14 protein-coding genes and 2 pseudogenes are annotated in these 16,181 nt (G+C 75.1%); 8 read left to right on the top strand and 8 right to left on the bottom strand.

The window, feature by feature from the left end; genetic code table 11:
- The first annotated feature begins 59 nt into the window (after positions 1-59).
- Positions 60-512 (top strand): YbhB/YbcL family Raf kinase inhibitor-like protein, encoded by a 453-nt coding sequence (locus ACLQ2U_RS25145; RefSeq protein WP_425753237.1) that lies wholly within the window; start codon positions 60-62, stop codon positions 510-512.
- Here the strand turns inward: ACLQ2U_RS25145 and ACLQ2U_RS25150 are convergent.
- The gene (locus ACLQ2U_RS25150; RefSeq protein WP_425753238.1) at positions 509-1,396 is read right to left on the bottom strand and encodes a phosphatase PAP2 family protein; all 888 of its coding nucleotides are present in this window, start codon (positions 1,394-1,396) and stop codon (positions 509-511) included. The genes ACLQ2U_RS25145 and ACLQ2U_RS25150 overlap by 4 nt on opposite strands.
- An 84-nt stretch (positions 1,397-1,480) precedes the next feature.
- Here ACLQ2U_RS25150 and ACLQ2U_RS25155 point away from each other — a divergent pair, with 84 nt between their 5' ends.
- Positions 1,481-2,146: a DUF3159 domain-containing protein gene (locus ACLQ2U_RS25155; protein ID WP_425753239.1), complete on the top strand. Its 666-nt coding sequence runs from the start codon at positions 1,481-1,483 to the stop codon at positions 2,144-2,146.
- A gap of 341 nt (positions 2,147-2,487) precedes the next feature.
- Here ACLQ2U_RS25155 and ACLQ2U_RS25160 read toward each other — a convergent pair.
- The 4 genes and pseudogenes from ACLQ2U_RS25160 to ACLQ2U_RS25175 form a co-directional block, all read right to left on the bottom strand.
- Positions 2,488-2,583 (bottom strand): annotated as a pseudogene (locus ACLQ2U_RS25160) (glycoside hydrolase family 48 protein); the annotation flags it as partial.
- Between the two features lie 80 nt (positions 2,584-2,663).
- Positions 2,664-3,083, bottom strand: coding sequence for a roadblock/LC7 domain-containing protein (locus ACLQ2U_RS25165; RefSeq protein WP_425753241.1), 420 nt, complete (start codon positions 3,081-3,083; stop codon positions 2,664-2,666).
- Positions 3,083-5,635: a nitrate- and nitrite sensing domain-containing protein gene (locus ACLQ2U_RS25170; protein ID WP_425753242.1), complete on the bottom strand. Its 2,553-nt coding sequence runs from the start codon at positions 5,633-5,635 to the stop codon at positions 3,083-3,085. The genes ACLQ2U_RS25165 and ACLQ2U_RS25170 overlap by 1 nt, the downstream gene beginning before the upstream one ends.
- Positions 5,636-5,726: 91 nt before the next feature.
- The gene (locus ACLQ2U_RS25175; RefSeq protein WP_425753243.1) at positions 5,727-7,139 is read right to left on the bottom strand and encodes an FGGY family carbohydrate kinase; all 1,413 of its coding nucleotides are present in this window, start codon (positions 7,137-7,139) and stop codon (positions 5,727-5,729) included.
- Between the two features lie 271 nt (positions 7,140-7,410).
- Here ACLQ2U_RS25175 and ACLQ2U_RS25180 point away from each other — a divergent pair, with 271 nt between their 5' ends.
- Positions 7,411-9,333, top strand: coding sequence for a chorismate-binding protein (locus ACLQ2U_RS25180; RefSeq protein ID WP_425753244.1), 1,923 nt, complete (start codon positions 7,411-7,413; stop codon positions 9,331-9,333).
- Between the two features lie 87 nt (positions 9,334-9,420).
- Here the strand turns inward: ACLQ2U_RS25180 and wrbA are convergent, their stop codons facing one another.
- Entirely contained in the window at positions 9,421-10,041 is a 621-nt protein-coding gene (wrbA, locus tag ACLQ2U_RS25185; protein WP_425753245.1) for an NAD(P)H:quinone oxidoreductase, read from the bottom strand.
- A gap of 85 nt (positions 10,042-10,126) precedes the next feature.
- On the opposite strand from wrbA, the gene ACLQ2U_RS25190 reads away from it, so the two are divergent.
- A complete protein-coding gene (locus ACLQ2U_RS25190; protein WP_425753246.1) occupies positions 10,127-10,615 on the top strand; it encodes a GNAT family N-acetyltransferase in 489 nt (162 codons plus the stop codon).
- A gap of 209 nt (positions 10,616-10,824) precedes the next feature.
- On the opposite strand, the gene ACLQ2U_RS25195 is transcribed toward ACLQ2U_RS25190, so the two are convergent.
- Positions 10,825-10,953 (bottom strand): hypothetical protein, encoded by a 129-nt coding sequence (locus ACLQ2U_RS25195; protein ID WP_425753247.1) that lies wholly within the window; start codon positions 10,951-10,953, stop codon positions 10,825-10,827.
- A 118-nt stretch (positions 10,954-11,071) separates the two neighbouring features.
- Between ACLQ2U_RS25195 and ACLQ2U_RS25200 the strand changes: the two genes are divergently transcribed.
- Positions 11,072-12,133 carry a winged helix DNA-binding domain-containing protein gene (locus ACLQ2U_RS25200; protein WP_425753354.1) on the top strand — a complete coding sequence of 354 codons (1,062 nt, stop codon included), beginning with the start codon at positions 11,072-11,074 and terminating at the stop codon, positions 12,131-12,133.
- 54 nt (positions 12,134-12,187) lie between these two features.
- Here ACLQ2U_RS25200 and ACLQ2U_RS25205 read toward each other — a convergent pair.
- Positions 12,188-12,385: pseudogene (locus ACLQ2U_RS25205) on the bottom strand (NTP transferase domain-containing protein); the annotation flags it as partial.
- Between the two features lie 82 nt (positions 12,386-12,467).
- Here ACLQ2U_RS25205 and ACLQ2U_RS25210 point away from each other — a divergent pair.
- From ACLQ2U_RS25210 to ACLQ2U_RS25220, 3 genes are read left to right on the top strand one after another with little or no spacing between them, the layout of a single operon-like run.
- A complete protein-coding gene (locus tag ACLQ2U_RS25210) occupies positions 12,468-13,019 on the top strand; it encodes a 2Fe-2S iron-sulfur cluster-binding protein (RefSeq protein WP_425753248.1) in 552 nt (183 codons plus the stop codon).
- Complete coding sequence (locus ACLQ2U_RS25215) at positions 13,016-14,008, top strand: FAD binding domain-containing protein (RefSeq protein ID WP_425753249.1); 993 nt, start codon at positions 13,016-13,018, stop codon at positions 14,006-14,008. The genes ACLQ2U_RS25210 and ACLQ2U_RS25215 overlap by 4 nt, the downstream gene beginning before the upstream one ends.
- The gene (locus ACLQ2U_RS25220) at positions 14,005-16,113 is read left to right on the top strand and encodes a xanthine dehydrogenase family protein molybdopterin-binding subunit (protein WP_425753250.1); all 2,109 of its coding nucleotides are present in this window, start codon (positions 14,005-14,007) and stop codon (positions 16,111-16,113) included. Before ACLQ2U_RS25215 ends, ACLQ2U_RS25220 begins: the two co-directional genes overlap by 4 nt.
- Positions 16,114-16,181: the final 68 nt, after the last annotated feature.

The following is a 16,181-nucleotide window of genomic DNA, read 5'->3' on the forward strand; positions in this document are numbered from 1 at the left end:
CGGTTTCGGCGTCCCGGTCGCGGGTACGCGCCGGGCCGACGAGAGGGGGCGGGCGACAGATGGCCGGCATCATGCTGCGCAGCACCGCATTCAACGACCACGACCTGCTGCCGGAACGCTTCTCCCGGGACGGCGGGAACGCTTCACCGCCGTTGCAGTGGTCCGACGTGCCGGAATCGGCGGCCGAGCTGCTCCTTCTGGTGGAGGACCCGGACGCCGGGCGGAGTCCGTTCCTGCACTGGCTGGTCACCGGGATCTCCCCGTCGTCGGACGGGGTGGCCGAGGGCACGGTCCCCGAGGGCGGGCGGGAGTGGCCCAACGGCTTCGGCACCACCGGCTGGGGCGGCCCGCACCCACCGAAGGGCGCGGAGGCGCACCGGTACTTCTTCCGGCTCTACGCGCTGGAACGCCCGCTCGACCTGGCCGACGCGCCGCAGGCCGCCGACGTGCACGCCGCGCTGGCCGGTCGGGAGTTGGCCAGCGGCACCATGGTGGGGACGTTCCGGCGTTAGCCCTTGTGGCGGGGCACCAGGCGGTGCACGGAGAGCAGCACCAGCGCCGCCACCACGCCCATGGTGCCGGCGATGCCGGCGGCGCTGCCCGCGTACCCGATGAGGAGCGGGTGGCGGCCCAGCTCGTCGACCGGGATCTGCTGCTGGTCGAGCAGTGAGGTGAGGGCCAGCCCCGAGGCGAGGACCGCGAGCAGCCCGCCGACGCCGAGCACGGCGGCGGCCACCCGGTGCGCGTCGGCCGAGGAGACCAGCGCCTGTTCGTGCTGCAAGACCAGCAGCATCAGGCCGGCCAGCGCCGCCCAGACGCCGACGACCAGGAACGCGGCCACCGCGTCGCTGGGCCGGTGCCAGCCGGCGGAGAGGGTGGCCACCCCGGCGGTGGCGGCGTACGCGACGCCGAGGAACGCCCCGAGCACCCGTACCTTGGCCGGCAGCACCAGGATCAGCGCCAGCGCCACCGAGGCCGCGATGGTGGTGTGCCCGCTGGGCATGCTGTTGCCGACGGCGTCGCGTTCCGGGTCGATGCCGAGCGAGGGCCGGTCGATCACGTGCTTGAGCAGTTGGGTGCTGACGTTGGCGCCGGCGATCAGCAGGGTCGCCGCGATGGCCAGTGTCTTGCGGCCCCGGATCAACGCGATGAAGCCGATCACCACGGTGGTGGCCACCAACGACACCACCGACATGGCGTTGAGGATCCGGTTCACCGGCCCGTCGATCTGGTCCTGGCCGATCCGGTTGCCGGTCAGGGCGACCGTGTCCAGCCACTGGCCCGTCCCGGTGTGCACGGCGAAGCGCCACAGCATGACGAGCGCGGCCGCCTGGGCCAGAGCCAGTACGACCAACCAGACCGCGGTCCAACCCCTTGCCGTCGCTTGCACCCGCACACCGTAGCGGTAAGCCCGGCCGGTCGCTCGGTGGCCCACGGGTCCGTCCCGACTAGGTTGGGTGGCCGGACCACAGGAGGTGACGTGACCGGTAGACCGGAGCACGGACGCCCGGCCGACGGACGGCCGGAGTCGCTGGCGGACCTGTTGGGCGGGCGCGGCGGCGCGGTGGACGCCACCGTGCCGCCGGTGGCGTTCACCGTGGGCTGGCTGCTGACCGACCGGTCCATCGTCGGCGGAGTGGCCGCGGCCGTGCTGGCGGGTTCGGCGGTGGCCGGGTGGCGGGTGCGCCGCGGCGACCGGCCGCGGTCGGTGCTGATCGGACTGCTCGCCGTCTGCGTCGCCGCGGTGATCGCGCTGCGCACCGGGCGGGCCGCCGACTTCTTCCTCGTGCAGCTCTTCTCCAACGCGGCGAGCGCGCTGGTCTGGCTGGTGAGCATCGCGGTGCGCCGGCCGTTGCTCGGGGTGCTCGTCGGGGTGGCGTTGCGGCAGCGGGGCCGGTGGCGCCGGGACCCGGCGCTGCTGCGGGCGTACGGGCGGGGCAGTTGGGTGTGGGCGGCGACGTACGCGCTGCGGGTGGCGGTGTTCCTGCCACTCTGGCTCGGCGGTCAGGTGGTCGCGCTGGCCGTGGCGCGGGCCGCGCTCACCTGGCCGCTGGTGGCGGCTGCGTTGACGGTGAGCTGGGTGGTGATCCGGCGCTCGCTGCCGGCGGGCCACCCGGGACTGCGGCACCCGGTGGCACCGTCCTGAGCGGACGGACCGGGAAGAAACGGCGCGGACCGAAAGGCGTCGGCCGACCGGCAAAATAACGGAGAGGCCGCCACGGGGGGAGCGGCCTCTCCGAGAAATACGGTACTCCGTCGTACGCCGTCGTGTGATCCCACGACGGCCTCTTTTTTCGCGGCTTTTCCACGGCGGCGCGGAAGGTGGACGGTGGGTGGGCCGGCCGATCCGCTGCGTCGGCCGGACGACCGACCCACCCCGACCTGACCGTGGGAGCCGGGCCGCCCGCCGACCGGGCGATCCGCTCCCTCGGGTTCCGGTCGGCCTCCGGGTGGGTGGCGCCGCGCCACCCACCCGGAGGGGTCAGCTCACCCGTTCGGGAAGAGGTTGCCGTAGTCGGCGTACGCCATCGCGACGTCGGCCTGGGCCCAGAACCGGTGGTAGTTGAACGACGGCTCGGGGCCGCGCCGACGCAGCCGGCGACCGGCCGGACCGCGTGGGGACGGTCCGGCCCGGCGGACCCGTCGGCGTCGACTCGGCCGAGTCAGCGGGGCAGCGCCTGCTGCAACTCCGCGCGCAGCGCCGGGGTCAGCATCTCGCCGGCCTGCTTGGCCAGCCGGGCCATCTCGTAGCCCACCACGCCGATGTCGGCATCCGCGCCGGCCAGGGTGGCCAGGATCGAGCCGTCGCGGATCTGCATCACCAGGAAGTAGCCGCGGCCCATCTCGACGACCGTCTGCTTGACCACGTCACCGTCGAACATCTGGGCCGCGCCTGCGGTGATGCTCATCAGGCCCGAGGTCACCGCGGCCAGCTTGTCCGCGTGGTCGCGGGGCAGGTAGGCCGAGAGCGCCACCAGCAGTCCGTCGGAGGAGACCACCACCGCGTGGGCCACCCCGGGCACCCGCTCCGCGAACGCGTTGACCAGCCAGCTCAGGTCCCGCGCCTCCTGGCTCAACGTCATCACTGTCGTCCCCCTTCACTGCGCACACCGGCCGGCGGCAAGATTATCTCCGTGGTGTCCTCGGCCTCCGCGCGGCGCACGCCGCTGTAGAGCCGGGACAGCATCCCGCCCACCGCCTCCGGGTCCGGGTCGGCCCGGACGGCCGCGGCCCCGGGCCGGGCCGGCTCAGTGACGGAGGAGAGCTGCGCCATCGGGACCCGTACCGGAAGGCCCCGCTCGTTGGTGCCTCCGGTCACCGGCGTCGCCGGCGGCGCCGGTGTTACCTCCCCGGTCGACACCGGCGAGTCCGGCGCCGGTCCCTGGCGGGACCACCAGCCGCCCCCTTCCGGTGCCGGCGGCCCACCGGCCGGGGCCAGCACGTCCTCGGCGCGCACCGGCAACGGCCGGCCCAGGGCGGGCGCCGGCGTGGGGTCGGGGCGCCGGCCGGCCACCGGCAGCTCGGCCCGCTGCGCCGGCACGTCCGGGCGGGCCGGCCCGACGGCCCGGGTCGCCCCGGCGACGGCCGTGGTGAGCATCCGCGGCGCGGCCGGCTGGTCCAGCTCCAGCGCCGGAGCCGGCGCCAGCAGCGTGGCGGGGAGCAGGATCCGGGCGCTGAGGCCGTCGCCGTCGCCCTCGCCGGCCAGGCGTACCTGGACGCCGTGCCGGGCGGCGAGGTGGCTGACCACGAACAGACCCATCCGCTCGACCGCGGCGACGTCCGCCGCCGGCGGGGAGACGAGGACGACGTTGGCCCGCTCCAGGGCGGCCGGGCTCATCCCGAGCCCCTGGTCGACGATCTCCACCAGCGCCCCGCCGCCGTCGGCCCGGGCGGTCACCCGGACCACCGTGTCCGGCCGGGAGAAGGCGGTGGCGTTCTCCAACAGCTCGGCCAGCATGTGCACCAGCTCGCCGACGGCGTGCCCCACCACGTGCAGGTCGGCCACCGACTCGTGGCGGACCCGCTGGTACTGCTCGATCTCGGCGCTGGCGGCGAGCAGCACCGCGCCGAGCCCGACCGGGCGGTTCCACCGGCGGGTGGACTCGGTGCCGGCCAGCACCAGCAGGCTCTCGTCGTTGCGGCGCATCCGGGCGGCCAGGTGGTCGAGCTTGAACAGATTCTCCAGCTGGTCCGGGTCGGCCTCCTCCCGCTCCAGGTCGTCGAGGAGCTCCAGCTGCCGTTCCACCAGCACCTGGCTGCGGCGGGCGAGGTTGACGAACATCGCGTTGACGGTGCGGCGCGTCTCCGCCTGCTCGACCGCGACGCTGACCGCGCTGCGGTGCACCGCGACGAACGCCTCGGCCAGCTCGCCGATCTCGTCGAGCGACCGGACGACCGCGGGCGGCACGTCGATGGCGGGCACCCCGCCGTTGACCGTACGGAGCCGGTCCAGGGCGTGCGGCAGCTCGATCTGCGCGATCCGCAGGGCCTGGCCGCGCAGCAGCTGCATCGAGTTGGCGATGGATCGGCCGATCAGCAGGGCGAGCAGCACGGCGAGCCCGAGCACCACCAGGATGCCGCCGACCACCAGCAGGGTGGTCCGCAGCTGGTCGCCGCTGACCTCGTCGGCCTGCGCCACCGCGTCGTCGAGCACCTGCGCCTCCAGCTGGCGCAGCAGCTCCTGCCGCTGCTCGCTGGCCGCCCACCACTGTGGAGCGGGCAGCACCGCCGGCTGCGCGGCGCCGCTGGGCAGGCTCTTCTCCTCCAGTCGGGTGGCGGTGACGAAGGCGGCGTCCCGCGAGGTCCGGTCGTAGCGCTCGATCTGACCGGTGGTCGCCGCGACCCGGAAGGCGCCGAGCGCGGCGAGCTGCTGCGCCCTCAGGTCGGTGAGGGTGACCTGGTCGTCCAGGTCGTACCGGCCGGCGCGGGCGACCTGGTAGAGCTGGCCGCGGACCCGGGACGAGAGCTCCTTGACCCGGGCCAGCTGCACGTACCGCAGCACGGCGTCGGTCAGCTCCGGGTTCTCCTCCCCTGGCGTCGGCTCGGCGAGCAGTTTGAGCAGCGCCTCGACGGACCGGTGGTAGTTGCTGAGGATGGTGTCGCTGGACAGCACCGCCGGCGGGACCGCCGCGCGGATGTAGACCACCTGGTCGTACGTCTCCAGCACCTCGGCGTAAGCGACCCGCCAGGCCGCGTCCGCGTCGGCCAGCGGCCCGGCCGCCGTACGCAGCTCGCCGAAGGCCTGGTCGGTGGCGGCCTGCAACGGCTTCAGCGCGGCGACCGCCGCCTCCCGGTCGCCGGTCCGGTCGGCCCGGCGCAGCTCGGCCAGCTCCCCCGCCGAGCGGTCCCTTTCCTGCTGGAGCCGGTCCACCGCGGTGGTGATCTGCCGGCCGATGCCGACCTGCCGGGCGAAGTCGCTCAACGCCGTGGTCCGCCCGACCAGCCCCGCGGTCTGCACCCCGGCCAGCACCAGGAAGGCCACCGACGGGATGACCAGGACGGTGGCGAGCTTGGTGCGCATCCGCCAGTCCCGCAACCGCAGCGGCGAGCGCCGCCGGTGCGGTAGCACCCGTTCGTCGAACCGGCTGCGACGGTGCGACTCCGCGTCCCGTGTCTGTTCGGGAGCTGCGCCCACACCTGCCTCCTCGGTCCCCCGTGTCCCCTGCATCGGGGCCTCCATCCAACCAGTCCCGCGAGCCGTGTCAACGGGGCGGAGGGGTGAGCGGTCAGGAAGCCGGCCGGGGCCCGGCGGAGGCCGGCAACGTCGGGGAGGCCACACCCTCCGTCGACCCCGCGCCGGCGAGCCGCTCCGCCTCGGCGACCCGGCCCAGCGCCACCAGCGCGGCGCCGATGGCGCCGATCTCCGGCTCCCCGCGGTGCCGTACCGACCGGGGCGCGAGGGCCGCCGCGAAGGCCGAGCGCCACCACGTCGAGGCGCTCACCGCGCCCCCGCCGAGCACCACCTCGACCGGGGCGTCGACGGCGGACTCCAGCACGACCAGGTCGTCGGCGACCATCCGGCACAGCCCGGCCATCAGGCCGGCCATCATCTGCACCCCGGTGGTGGAGAAGCTCAGGCCGCTCAGCTCGCCGGCGCCGGCCGGGGCCATACCGGGCGGCCGGTCGCCACCGAGGCGGGGGTTCGCCGGGAGCCCGCCGTCCGGCGGGACCCGCGCCAGGGCGGCCTCCAGCTCATCCCCTTCGGGCAGCCGCAGCTCCCGCCTTGCCCAGGCGAACAGGTTGCCGCCGCAGGAGTAGGCCGCCCCGGTCACCACGTGCTCGTGGTCCACCCGGTACCGCCATAGCTGTTCGGAAAGGGGCGGCAGCTCCTGCCCGGCCGGAAGCCGCTGCACCAACCGGACCGCGGCGGAGGTCCCCACGGTCACCGCGGCACGCCGCGGGTCGACGCAGCCGGAGCCGACGTTGGAGGCGGCCCCGTCGCCGACCGGGGCGGCCCACAGCGCGCCGGTCAGCTGCGGCCAGCGCCGGGCGTGCTCCGGCCGCAGTCGCCCGCGCCAGTCAATCGGGGCCAGCTCGGGCAGTTCGCCCGGCCGGACCCCGGCCAGCTCGCAGGCCTCGGCGTCCCAATCCAGCGAGCGCAGGTCGAGCAGGCCCGTGCCGGAGGCCATCGACACCGACATGGGCGCCGAGTCGAGCAGTTCACCGAGGAGGTACTCGACCAACCCGGCGAACCGGACCCCCGGGGTCCCGGCGCGCTCGCGCAGCCAGGGCAACCGCATGGACCAGTAGCAGCGGTGCCACCAGGCGCCGGTACGCAGGTGGAAGGCGTCCGGATCGGCCGGCCCACTCGCCCCGACCGGCCGCTCGGGGCGGGTGTCCAGCCAGGTGAGCACCGGCCCGAGCGGGGCGCCCGCGCCGTCGAGCGACACCACCGAGTGCCACTGCGCGGAGACCGCGACCAGCCGCACCTCCCGCAGGTGCCCTCCGGCGGCGAGTTCGTCCAGGCACTCGGCCAGGCAGGCCAGGTAGCGGCCGGCGTCGAGGGTGCCGGCGCCGTCGCTGCCGACGCTCAGCCGCATCTTGCGGCGCGCCAACGCCCCCGGCAGCGGGTCGGCGTCGGCGTCCAGCACGAGTCCGCGTACCGAGGAGGTCCCCAGGTCGAGAGCGAGAATGTTCATCGCGGGTCACGGTACCCGGCGGCCGGGCCGGCCAAGCCTCGATCGGCGCCCGGCATGATCCCCCTTCGTGGGAGCGGCTTCCGCGCCCGCTGGGGCCCACGTAGGGTGGTCGGCATGCTCGCGCACCTGTCCTGCTGGTGGCCCGCCGACCCGGCGGCCACTCCCCGCGCGTAGCTTCACCCACGCGGCCGCCCGACGAGGCGGCCGCCGGTCTCTCCCCGGCCCCCGGGCCGCCCCGCCGGGCGACCCCCCGGCCCTGGAGGAGACACCGATGACCCGCCCGCACGACCTGCTCACCGCCGTCACCCGCGGCGCCGACCCCGGCCCGTTCGCGCTCGTCCGCCACGAGGGCGCCGACCACCTGGAGCTCTTCACCGGCCCGGTACGCGTCGCCGGGCGCCTCGCCGACCTGCCGGTGCCGGACGCCGGGCCCGGGCCCGGCACGCTGGCCCTGGTGCCGTACCGGCAGATCACCGAGCGGGGCTTCGACTGCCTCGACGACGGCACGCCGCTGGAGTACCTGGAGATAGCCGGGCACACGCGGATCGCGCTGGCCGACGCGCTGGACGCGCTCCCGGACGCCCCGGTGGTCACCACCGGCGCCGCCTTCGACATCGGCGACGACGAGTACGCCCGCACCGTCGACCGGGTGCTGGCCGAGGAGATCGGCCGCGGCGAGGGGGCCAACTTCGTCATCCACCGCACCCTGCGGGCCACCGTGCAGGGGCCGCCGCTGCGGGCGGCGCTGGCGGCGCTGCGCCGGCTGCTGCTCGGCGAGCGGGGCGCGTACTGGACGTTCCTGGTGCACACCGGCACCCGGATCCTGGTCGGCGCGAGCCCGGAGCGGCACGTCAGCGTGGACGACGGGCTGGTGATGATGAACCCGATCAGCGGCACCTTCCGGCACACCGGCGCGGCGGCCGACCGGGAGGCCCTGCTCCGCTTCCTCCGCGACCCCAAGGAGGTCGAGGAGCTGTACATGGTGCTCGACGAGGAGCTGAAGATGATGGCCACGGTCGCCGAGCGGGGCGGCCAGGTGATCGGGCCGTACCTGAAGGAGATGGCGCACCTGGCGCACACCGAGTACCTGCTGGCCGGGCGGGGCACCCGGGACGTACGGGAGGTGCTGCGGGAGACCATGTTCGCGCCGACGGTGACCGGCAGCCCGATGGAGAACGCCTGCCGGGTGATCGCCCGGCACGAACGCACCGGCCGGCGCTACTACTCCGGGGTGCTGGCCCTGCTGGGCCGGGACACGCAGGGAAGGCAGACCCTGGACGCGCCGATCCTGATCCGAACCGCGGAGATCTCCCCCGCCGGCGAGCTGCGGGTACCGGTCGGGGCGACCCTGGTGCGGCACTCCACCGCAGCCGGCGAGGTGGCCGAGACCCACGCCAAGGCGGCCGGGGTGCTCGCCGCGCTCGGGCTGGGCCCGCAGGCGCCGGCCGCCGCCGACCCGGCGATACGCCTCGCCGACGATCCCGACGTACGGGCCGTGCTCGCCGAGCGCAACACCCCGCTGGCCCGGTTCTGGCTCGACCAGCGGGTGCCCGACGCCACCGTCCTGCCCGGGCTGGCCGGCCGGCGGGCGCTGGTCGTGGACGGCGAGGACACCTTCACCGGCATGCTCGCCCACCAGCTCCGCGCGCTGGGCCTGGCCGTGGATGTCACGCCGTGGCAGCGGCCCGGCCCGCTCGACGGGTACGACCTGGTCGTGGTGGGCCCGGGCCCGGGCGACCCGGGGCAGGTCACCGAGCCGAAGATGGCGGCATTGCGGGCGCTGCTGGCCGGGCGGCTCGACGCCGCACTGCCGACGCTGGCGATCTGCCTGGGCCACCAGCTGCTCTGCGGACTACTGGGCCTGCCGCTGCACCTCCGAAAGGCGCCGTACCAGGGGCTGCCGCGGGACGTGACGGTGTTCGGCGCGACCCGGCGGGTCGGCTTCTACTCCACCTTCACCGCGCTGGCCGACGCGGACCGGGTCGGCACCCCGTACGGCCCGGTGGAGCTGTCCCGCGACCCCGTCGACGGGGCGGTGCACGCGCTGCGCGGGGTGGGGGTCGCCGGGGTGCAGTTCCACCCGGAGTCGGTGCTCAGCCGGGACGGCATGGTGATCCTCGCCGACCTGCTCGGTCACCTGCTGGCGCGTCCGGCGCGGCCGCCGGCGGCGCATGCTTCCCCCGATCGGGGGTAGGGGTGAGGTCGACCGGTGGTCCGGACGGGTCCGAGAGCCCCCGCCCGGCCACCGGTCGCCCCGTAGCCCGGCGCCGACCGGCGCGGGTCAACCGCCCGCCATGCCCTTCTTGAGCGCGGCGCTGATCTGGATCGCCCGCTTCGCGGTCAGCGCGGTGGCGGCGAGGGTCACGTGGTCCGGCGCGGTCTCACCGTTGTTGCTGGTGTGCGACGCGCCGTACGGGTTCCCCGCGGTGAACTGGCTCGGATTGGTGTAACCGGGCGTGACCACGATGCCGCCCCAGTGGTAGAAGACGTTGAACAGCGCCAGCAGGGTGGACTCCTGGCCGCCGTGCGAGGTGGCCGTCGAACAGAATCCCGAGTACACCTTGTTGACCAGCGCGCCCTGCGCCCAGAGCGGGCCGGTGGTGTCGATGAACTGCTTGAGCTGGGCGGCGACCATGCCGTACCGGGTGGGCGAGCCGAAGATCACCACGTCGGCCCAGGAAAGGTCGTCGAGCTGCGCCTCCATCACGTCCTGGGTCTCCAGGTGGTGCGCCTGCCAGCCCGAGTTGGAGCGGATCGCCTCCTCCGGCGCCAGCTCGCGCACCTTACGCAGGCGCACCTCGGCGCCGGCCTCGCCAGCGGCCTCGTACGCCGACTGCGCCATCTGGTAGGTGATGCCGGTCGCGCTGTAGTAGATCACCGCTACCTTGACCTGGCCGTCCATCAGACGTTTCCTCCTCGATCGGAATCAGCTCCGGCGACTACCCGTTGGTTGCGGAGGCAAACGCCTCCCGTGGCATGCTCGGATCATGGAAATCAGGGCGGCGACCGCTGCGGACTGGCCGGGCATCTGGCCGTTCCTGCGCGAGATCGTCGCCGCCGGGCAGACGTACACCTGGCCCCGGGACGTCACCGAGGAGCAGGCGCGGCGGATGTGGCTGGTGGCGCCGCCCGGGCGGACGGTGGTCGCGGTCGACCCGGACGGCACGGTCCTCGGATCGGCGAAGCTGGTCCCGAACCAGGCCGGCCCGGGCGACCACGTCGCCAACGCCAGCTTCATGGTCGCCCCGGCCGCGGCCGGGCGGGGCGTCGGCCGGGCGCTCGGCGCGCACGTGCTCGACCTGGCCCGCGCCGACGCCTACCAGGCGATGCAGTTCAACGCGGTGGTGGCGACGAACACCCGGGCGGTCGGTCTCTGGCGGTCCCTCGGCTTCGAGGTGGTCGGCCGGGTGCCGGAGGGCTTCCGGCACCCGACCGAGGGCCTGGTCGACCTGCTGGTGATGTACCGGCGGCTGTAACCCGGTCGCTCGCGCCGATCCGGGCCGACGCCCGCCGCTGCTCAAGATTTGCGCAAGTTCCCCACCGCACCGATGCCAGATGCCGGCACGGAGCGGGATCCTGATCCCAATGGTGCCGGTGGCACTGGCCACCGCCGGCACCATGGGGCCCCGCACGGGGGATCGCGCTCCGCCGGCGATGGCCGGCGTAGCGCGATCAGGGGCAGCGCTCAGCGGACCAGGGCGTCGACCAACCGGTCCAGTTCCGCCGCCGGATCGGCGGTCAGCCCGTCGCCCACCCTAGTCAGCGCCGGCTGGCCGGTCCCCGCCGGGCGTCGGTGGGCTGCCCCGGTCGGCATCCCCGCTGGTCGCGGCCTCATGCGTACGGGATGTCGGGGGCCGCTCCTATGCTCACCGGGTGCGCGGGGAGGGGGCGACGAGGTGGAGCTGACCGGCGGGGAGGCGCTCGCCCTGCGGATGACCAGCCTGCTGCTGCGGGCGCACCCGCGTGGCCGGCCGGAGAGCGTCGCCGGGGTGGTCGAGTGGTTCGGGGCGATGCAGGCCCAGGACGCGGCGAGCGGGATGTGGTCGCTGGGCGCGCGGCTGCCCGGGCACACCGTGGCCGACGTGCGGGCCGCCCTGGAGCGGCGGGAGGCGCTGCGCACCTGGCCGATGCGGGGGACCGTGCACCTCGTACCCCCGCGGGACGCCCGCTGGATGCTGGAGTTGACCGGCGTGCGGGCGCTGGCCGGGGCGGCGGCCCGCCGGGCCGCCCTGGGGCTCACCGAGGCCGACGCCGACCGGGCGGCCGACGTGCTGGGCGACGCGTTGGCCGGCGGCGGCCGGCTCACCCGCGCCGAGTGCCTGGCCCGGCTCGCCGCGGCCGGCGTCGACACCGCCGGGCAGCGCGGCTACCACGTGCTCTGGTACGCCAGCCAGTGCGGCGTCACCTGCATCGCCCCGCACGTCGGCACTGAGCAGACCTTCGTGCTGCTTGACGAGTGGGCTCCCGACCCGCACCGGCCGGACCGGGACGAGGCCCTGGGCATCCTGGCGCGGCGCTACTTCCGCGGCCATGGGCCGACCACCCGGCAGGATTTCGCCGGCTGGACCGGGCTGACCGCCACGGACGCCAAACGCGCCATCGCCGCCGCGGGGGACGCCCTGGCCACGGTGCGGGTGGACGGGGTGGAGGCGGTGCTCGACGCGGCCCTGCTCGACGCGCCCCGTACGTCGGTCGACGACGTGCTCGTGCTGCCCGGGTTCGACGAGTACCTGCTGGGCTTCAAGGACCGGACGCTGATGCTCGACCCCGCGCACAAGCAGGCGATCATCCCCGGCGGCAACGGGGTCTTCCAGGCCACCCTGGTGCGCGGCGGCCGGGTGGTCGGCACCTGGAAGCGCACCGTCGGCAGGACCCGGGCGACGGTGACCCTGCACCCGCTGGTCCCGCTCGACGCCGCGGTGCGGGCCCGGTTCGAGGCGGCCCTGGACGGCTACGCCCGTTTTCTCGGCCTCCCGCTGCGTCACACCTGGTGACGCCAGGCCGCACCGCAGCGAGGAGCCCAGTCCCTCCCGCCGGTGCCGGTTGACGACCAGCACCGCCGCGGAGAGTTCGGGCAATGCGTCCGCGCCCGCGCCGGCGACGACGTGCACCGGCGCGCAGCCGCCCGCCTGCAGCAGACGTACCCCGCGCCGGATCAGCGGCTCGCCGTCCAGCTCGACCAGCGCCTTGGGTCGGCCGAACCGGCGCCCGGCCCCGGCGGCGAGCAGCAGTCCGGCGACGATCACCGCAGCCGCCCCGCCGATTCCACCCGCCGGACATCCGCCCGGATTTGTCCGCAAATGATGCGGACAACGCTAGTCTGGCACGGTGCGAAGCGGGCGGGAGAGCGGGAAACCGGCGGACGACGCATGGTCGTCCCCGGTCGCCCTCACCGTCAACGGCACCACCCACGACCTGGCGCTGGACAACCGGACCACCCTGCTGGACGCGCTGCGTGAACGGCTCGGCCTGACCGGCAGCAAGAAGGGCTGCGACCACGGCCAGTGCGGCTCGTGCACGGTGCTGGTCGACGGACGCCGGGTGAAGAGCTGCCTGATCCTGGCGGTCACCCTGGACGGTCACGCGGTGGTCACCGTGGAGGGGCTCGCCGGCCCCGACGAACTCTCCCCGCTCCAGGCCGCCTTCGTCGCGCACGACGCGTTTCAGTGCGGCTACTGCACCCCGGGCCAGCTCTGTTCCGCGCGGGGCATGCTCGACGAGGTGGCCCGCGACTGGCCCAGCGCGGTGACCGGGGACCTGACGGCACCAATGGAGCTGACCGACGCGGAGGTGCGGGAACGGATGAGCGGCAACCTGTGCCGGTGCGCCGCGTACCCGAACATCGTGGCCGCGGTCCGCGAGGCGGCGGCGTCCCGGTGAGACCCTTCCGCTACCACCGGCCCGCCGACGCGGCGGAGGCGGTCGCGCTCCTGGACGCGGAGCCGGAGGCGGCGTACCTGGCCGGCGGGACCAACCTGGTGGACCTGATGAAGCTCGGCGTGCAACGGCCGGAGCTGCTGGTGGACGTCACCCGACTGCCGCTGGACACGGTGGAGCCCCTGCCGGACGGCGGGCTGCGGGTCGGGGCCACCGTGCGCAACAGCGACCTCGCCGCGCACCCACTGGTCCGGCGGGACCACCCGCTGCTCGCCCGGGCACTGCTCGCCGGCGCGTCGGGACAGCTGCGCAACATGGCCACCACCGGGGGAAACCTGCTGCAACGCACCCGCTGCGTGTACTTCCAGGACACCGGGAAGGCGTGCAACAAGCGGGAGCCCGGCACCGGCTGCGCGGCGCGGCACGGGCAGAACCGTGACCTGGCCATCCTCGGCTGGTCCGAGTTCTGCGTGGCCACCCACCCGTCGGACCTGGCGGTCGCCCTGGTCGCCCTGGCCGCCGTGGTGGAGGTGCACGAGCCCGGCGGCCCCCGGGACGTCCCGCTCACCGAGCTGCACCGGACCCCCGGCGACCACCCCGAGCGGGAGACCACGCTCCCCCGGGGCGCGCTGATCACGGCCGTGCGCGTCCCGGCGCTGCCGTTCGCGCGGAACGCCACCTACCTCAAGGTGCGCGACCGGGCCACCTTCGCGTTCGCGGTCGGCTCGGTCGCCGCGGCGCTGGACCTGGACGGGGAGGTGGTCCGGGACGTCCGGCTGGCCTACGGCGCGGTCGCGCACCGCCCGTGGCGGGCGTACCGGGCGGAGGAGGCGCTGCGCGGCCGACCGTTCACCGCCGAGCTGGCCGCCCGGGCCGCCGACGCCGAACTCGCCGCGGCCCGGCCGCTGTCGCACAACGGGTTCAAGGTGCCGCTGATCCGCAACATCACCGTCCGCGCGCTGGCCGGGCTGGCCGGGACGGTGCAGCCGTGAGCGCGCCACCGGCCGGCGCCGTGGGCCGGGCGCACCCGCGGCTGGAGGGCCGCGACAAGGTCACCGGGGCGGCCCGGTACGCGGTCGAGTACCCAATGGACGACGTGACGTACGGCTGGGTGGTGCCGGCGGCGGCGGCGCGCGGACGGATCAGCCGGATGGACGTGGCCGCGGCGCTGGCCCTGCCCGAGGTGCTGGACGTGCTGCACCACGGCAACGCACCCCGCCTGGCGTCCGGCGTGGACCCGGAGCTGTTCCTCTTGCAGGAGCCGGCCGTGCACTACCGGGGGCAGTTCGTCGCCGTCGTGGTGGCGGAGACCGTCGAGGCGGCGCGGGAGGCGGCCCGGCTGGTCCGGATCGACTACGACACCGAGCCGCACAGCACCGTGCTCTCGGAGCACCACCCGGGGCTGTACCGGCCGGACAAGGTCAACCCGAGCTTTCCGACCGACACCGCCGAGGGCGACTTCGACGCCGGGTTCGCGGCCGCCGAGGTCCGGGTCGACGCCACCTACCGGACCCCGGCCTACCACAACAACCCGATGGAGCCGCACGCCACCACCGCCCGGTGGCGGGACGGGCGGCTGCTGGTGCAGGACTCCAACCAGGGTTCGTCCCCGGTGCAGGCGACCCTCGCGGAGCTGTTCGGGCTGCCCCGGGAGGCGGTCCGGGTGGTCGCCGAGCACGTCGGTGGCGGCTTCGGCAGCAAGGGGTCCGCCAAGGCGGCCGTGGTGCTCGCCGCGCTGGCCGCCCGGCAGGTGGACCGGCCGGTCCGGCTGGCGCTGACCCGGCAGCAGCTCTTCGGCCCGATCGGCTACCGCACCCCGACCATCCAACGGGTCCGGCTCGGCGCGGACGCCGACGGCCGGATCGCCGCGGTCTGCCACGACGCGATCAGCCAGACCTCGACGCTGACCGAGTTCGCCGAGCAGACCGCCGTCTACACCCGCAGCATGTACGCCGGGCGGCACCGGCGCACCACCCACCGGCTGGTCCGGCTGGACGTGCCGACCCCGTTCTGGATGCGCGCGCCCGGCGAGTGTCCGGGCGCGTACGCGCTGGAGTCCGCGATGGACGAGCTGGCCACCGCCTGCGGCGTCGACCCGGTCGAGCTGCGCGTCCGCAACGACCCCACGGTCGATCCCGACGGCGGCCAACCGTTCAGCAGCCGCAACCTGGTCGCCTGCCTGCGCGAGGGGGCGCGCCGGTTCGGCTGGGCCGACCGCGACCCGACGCCGGGGGCCCGGCGCGACGGGCGGTGGCTGCTCGGCACCGGGGTCGCCGGGTCCAGCTATCCGGCCCGGGCCCAGGCCTCCGACGCGGCGGTCACCGCCGCACCGGACGGCACCTTCGAGGTACGGATCAACGCGACCGACATCGGCACCGGCGCCCGAACGGTGCTGTGGCAGGTGGCGGCGGACGCGCTGGCCGTGCCCGTGGAGCGGGTCGCGATCCGGGTGGGCGACAGCGACCTGCCGCCGGCCTGGGTGGCCGGCGGCTCGATGGGCACCGCCTCGTGGAGCTGGGCGGTGATCCGGGCCTGCGAGGGGCTGCGCGACCGGCTGCGGGACGCCCCTGGCCGGCCGGTGCCGGCCGGCGGGCTGACCGTCGACGTGAGCACCGCCGACGAGGTCCGGGCGCTACGCCCACTGGCCCGGTACGCGTACGGCGCCCAGTTCGCCGAGGTGCGGGTGGACGCGGACACCGGCGAGGTCCGGGTGCCGCGGCTGCTCGGCGTCTTCGCCGCCGGTCGGGTGGTGAACCCGACCACGGCCCGCAGTCAGCTGATCGGCGGGATGACGATGGGGATGTCCATGGCGCTGCACGAGGAGGGCGTGCTCGACGAGCGGTACGGCGACTGGGTCAACCACGACTTCGCCACCTACCACATCAGCGCCTGCGCCGACGTGGAGCGGATCGAGGCGCACTGGCTGCCGGAGGAGGACCCGGAGCTGAACCCGGCCGGGGTGAAGGGGATCGGCGAGATCGGCATCGTGGGCACCGCCGCGGCCATCGCCAACGCCGTGCACCACGCGACCGGCGTACGGGTGCGGGACCTGCCCATCCGGCTCGACAAGCTGCTGGACCGCCCGCCCACGCGGTGACGGGGCCGTCGCCGGCGGTCACGGCTCGGCGGATCGTCGAGCCGGTAGTGGCCCTGTCCCGTGGGGTT

This window comes from Micromonospora sp. DT47 (assembly GCF_049844475.1).
GTDB lineage: Bacteria > Actinomycetota > Actinomycetes > Mycobacteriales > Micromonosporaceae > Micromonospora.

What these genes read in the sequence shown, in the direction of transcription:
- ACLQ2U_RS25200 (WP_425753354.1), top strand. Translation starts at nt 11,072, where the DNA reads ATGACCAGCCTGCTGCTGCGGGCGCACCCGCGTGGCCGGCCGGAGAGC.
- ACLQ2U_RS25145 (WP_425753237.1), top strand. Translation starts at nt 60, where the DNA reads ATGGCCGGCATCATGCTGCGCAGCACCGCATTCAACGACCACGACCTG.
- ACLQ2U_RS25190 (WP_425753246.1), top strand. Translation starts at nt 10,127, where the DNA reads ATGGAAATCAGGGCGGCGACCGCTGCGGACTGGCCGGGCATCTGGCCG.
- ACLQ2U_RS25175 (WP_425753243.1), bottom strand. Translation starts at nt 7,139, where the DNA reads ATGAACATTCTCGCTCTCGACCTGGGGACCTCCTCGGTACGCGGACTC.
- ACLQ2U_RS25180 (WP_425753244.1), top strand. Translation starts at nt 7,411, where the DNA reads ATGACCCGCCCGCACGACCTGCTCACCGCCGTCACCCGCGGCGCCGAC.
- ACLQ2U_RS25165 (WP_425753241.1), bottom strand. Translation starts at nt 3,083, where the DNA reads ATGACGTTGAGCCAGGAGGCGCGGGACCTGAGCTGGCTGGTCAACGCG.
- wrbA (WP_425753245.1), bottom strand. Translation starts at nt 10,041, where the DNA reads ATGGACGGCCAGGTCAAGGTAGCGGTGATCTACTACAGCGCGACCGGC.
- ACLQ2U_RS25195 (WP_425753247.1), bottom strand. Translation starts at nt 10,953, where the DNA reads ATGCCGACCGGGGCAGCCCACCGACGCCCGGCGGGGACCGGCCAGCCG.